This window comes from Streptococcus sp. DD04, assembly GCF_001578725.1.
In the GTDB taxonomy this organism is placed as follows: domain Bacteria; phylum Bacillota; class Bacilli; order Lactobacillales; family Streptococcaceae; genus Streptococcus; species Streptococcus sinensis.
This window is the reverse complement of sequence record NZ_KQ968977.1, coordinates 77198-79554: the sequence shown is the minus strand read 5'-3', so window position 1 is coordinate 79554 and position 2357 is coordinate 77198. Positions and strand designations below refer to the sequence as shown.

The window sequence follows — 2357 nt, the reverse complement described above, 5'->3', positions numbered from 1 at the left end:
AGTCTTTGACTTTAAAGTTAAATTGTCTGATTCAACAGAAGGAAGCTTACTTGGCTTTAAATCATCTGCAACAGTTCGTGTCATGAAAGCGGACAGTCTTTCGCATAACCAAAAAGAATACGATGACCAAGCCAGCCAGCTTATCTACAGTTCAAATTGGCACAGACAGACCAATGCTCAGGGAAATTTCAGCAATACAGAAAGCTGGGCTTCGTATAACGGCTTGTCTGCTGATGCCAAGAAGAAATTGTCTGTGACAGCTATTTTCAGTGGTACAGGGATTGATCTAAGTGGCTTTGTTGATCCAAATCACGGTATTTATAAAGTCAGCCTAGATGGCAAAGTCTTAGACTATCAAGAAGGTCAAGGAAATGCCACAGAATACAACGGCAAGAAATACTTTAGTGGTAAAGCGGCTCAACGAAAAGGCAATCAAACGCTGGTTTCCCTTAAAGGTTTGAAGGACGATGTTCACGTTCTGACCATGGAGTTGGATCCTGAGCGCAATGATTTGGCTAGAAATATCGGAATTCAATTAGATAGGGTTGTGACAAAAGGAACTGGCTCTCATCTCATTTCCAAACAGGACTTTGTGGAAGAGATGAAGCAGTTGAAAGAAACTATCAATCAAATTACCCCAGAATTATTGAAAGATACCCCGAATAGCCGTACTGCCTTTGTAGAACATAAGACTGTTTTGGAAAATGAATTGACAAAAGAAACACCAGATGTCCAAGCAATCTTCAATGCAGTGAATCAATTGAAAGAAATTTTGGATAATCCAGATAACTTTGTTCCAGAAAATCGTCCAAACCTACCAGAGGAACCAAGTCCATCTCAACCATCCACGCCAGATCAGCCTTCAACTCCATCTCAACCGTCTATGCCAGATCAGCCTGCAACACCTGATCAAAAACCAGATCAGCCGATTGTAACACCACCAGTTACTCAAGAAGAAAAAGACTTGCTTCAGGCACGTAAGCAAAACTTTAATAAAGACTGGTACTTTAAGCTGAATCCGACTGGCGACCAATCCAAGGAAAATATCAATATGAAGGATTGGACCAAGCTTAATCTGCCGCATGACTGGAGTATCTTTTTTGACTTTGATCATTCATCTCCAGCCCGCAATGAAGGCGGTCAGCTAAATGGTGGAGTGGCGTGGTATCGCAAGACCTTCACACTGGAGGAAGAAAACAAGGACAAGAACGTTCGTCTGACCTTTGATGGGGTTTATATGGATTCTCATGTCTATGTCAATGGCAAGCATGTCGGCCACTATCCAAACGGTTACAATCATTTCTCTTATGATATCACGGACTATCTCTATAAAGATGGTCGTGAAAATACGATTGCTGTTCAAGTTACCAACAAGCAACCAAGCAGCCGTTGGTACTCAGGTAGCGGTATTTATCGAGATGTGAACCTAGTCATGACAGATAAGCTGCATGTCAGCAAGCATGGCAATAAAATCACCACACCGAAGCTAAAAGAACAGCAACAAGGTGCGGTTGATACAGTCGTTGCCAGCAAGGTTGTCAATACTGATAGCAAGGCACATCAAGTTTATGTTGAGCACCAAGTCTTTACCAAAGAAGGTCAGGCTGTGTCAGCTGCTGTCCGTTCTGCTGTTAAAGAACTAGCAGCCAATCAAGAAGTTCAGTTTGACCAAACGCTTCAGGTCAATCGACCAACCCTGTGGACGACCAAATCAGATAAGCCACAGCTCTATGTCATGAAGACCAAGGTCTATAAAGACAATCAGCTGGTTGATGTGACTGAAGATACCTTTGGTTATCGCTACTTTGACTGGACTGCAGCAGACGGATTCTCACTAAACGGTGAGCGCATGAAATTCCACGGTGTATGTATTCACCAGGATAATGGAGCACTAGGTTCAGAAGAAAATGCCAAAGCCATCTATCGCAAACTGAAATTGCTCAAGGAGATGGGAGTCAACGCTATTCGGACTTCTCACAATCCTGCCAGCGAACAATTGTTGAATGCAGCAGCTGAGCTTGGATTCTTAGTACAGGAAGAAGCCTTTGATACTTGGTATCACAGCAAGAAGACCTATGACTACGGACGTTTCTTTGATCAAGAAGCAACCCATCCAGATGCTAAGCCAGGTGAGAAATGGTCTGACTTTGACCTGAGAATGATGGTCGAAAAAGACAAGAACAATCCATCTATCATCATGTGGTCTCTCGGAAATGAAGTCGAAGAAGCCAATGGAGATGCGCGTTCTATTGCGACAGCTAAGCGCTTGAAGGCAGTTATCAAGGCCATTGACACAGAACGCTATGTCACCATGGGTGAAAATAAATTTAGCCAACGTTCTTCTGGTGGCTTTATCG

Annotated in this window: 1 protein-coding gene; it reads left to right on the top strand. The window is 43.1% G+C overall.

The genetic code is table 11. From position 1 onward, the window contains the following. Positions 1–82: 82 nt before the first annotated feature. Positions 83–2357 (top strand): glycoside hydrolase family 2 protein (locus tag STRDD04_RS03195; RefSeq protein WP_443031292.1); only part of this gene is annotated, 2275 nt, incomplete at its 3' end.